At 41.2% G+C, this 1,057-nt stretch carries 1 protein-coding gene; it reads right to left on the bottom strand.

The genetic code is table 11. The features are described from left to right. Positions 1–26: 26 nt before the first annotated feature. Positions 27–1,037 (bottom strand): leucine-rich repeat domain-containing protein, encoded by a 1,011-nt coding sequence (locus tag DB42_RS07500; RefSeq protein ID WP_052436067.1) that lies wholly within the window; start codon positions 1,035–1,037, stop codon positions 27–29. Positions 1,038–1,057: the final 20 nt, after the last annotated feature.

The following is a 1,057-nucleotide window of genomic DNA, read 5'->3' on the forward strand; positions in this document are numbered from 1 at the left end:
CAGGCAGAGCGGTGAGCTGGTTTGGTTTAAGTCAAGCACTTGCAGCTCGGACATCTGCCCAATTTCTGCAGGAAGGCTGGAGAGCTGGTTTGGTTTAAGTAAAGCGTTCGCAGCTGAGACAATTGCCCAATTTCTTCAGGCAGGCTGGAGAGCTGGTTTTTATTTAATTCAAGCCTTTGCAGCTGAGACAATTGCCCGATTTCTACAGGCAGAGCGGTGAGCTGGTTTTGATTTAAGGAAAGCTCTTGCAGCTGAGACAGCTGCCCGATTTCTACAGGCAGAGCGGTGAGCTGGTTTTGAGTTAAGGAAAGGCATTTCAGCTTAGACAATTGCCAGATTTCTGTAGGCAGAGCGGTGAGCTGATTGTAGCCTAAGTAAAGCTTTTGCAGCTGAGACAATTGCCGGATTTCTGCAGGCAGAGCGGTGAGCTGATTGTAGCTTAAGTAAAGATATCGCAGCTGAGATAACTGGCATATTTCTGGGGGTAAATAAGTCAAGCCTGCTTTAGATAAAGCTAAGGACGTGATGTTTTTACAATTTTCTTCAATCCAATCGCTACATAACTCTCCTTTTTTCTCTAGAGGCAAGTGCTTAATTTCTTCTCGGCTCAAGTATTCTTCCCCACCAGGAAGTTTTTTCCAAAGTAAAAGGCGATTAATATTTAAGAGATAGGAAGAGTAATTAGCCAAAGTTAAGCCTCTTTTTTCTTCTGTTTTCTCTTTAAATTCCAAAGAAGAAATAGATTTAGCTAATGTAAAAACTTGTTTAAAAACTTGATAAACTTTTTCAGTAGAAGTAAGTTCAGGATTGAGTTGATAAACTTTAGCTAACATAAGAGTTTGCTGGGTAATGGCATTTCCCTTGGGGAAATGAAGCTGTACTATTTTTTTATAAAGAGAAGGCATCACTTCAGAAGCCAGCAGATGATGCCATCTTTTACAGACGCTAAATAAGGAAGGAACTACACAAGCCTCTAAGATAGGGAGCAGCAATTCATTGGGCAAGCTTTCGATAGAGGCCGAAGAGATAGAATGCATTTTATTTCCTTGGGTAATGA

Origin of the sequence: Neochlamydia sp. EPS4, from assembly GCF_000813665.1 — a bacterium.
Classification (GTDB): Bacteria; Chlamydiota; Chlamydiia; order Chlamydiales; family Parachlamydiaceae; genus Neochlamydia.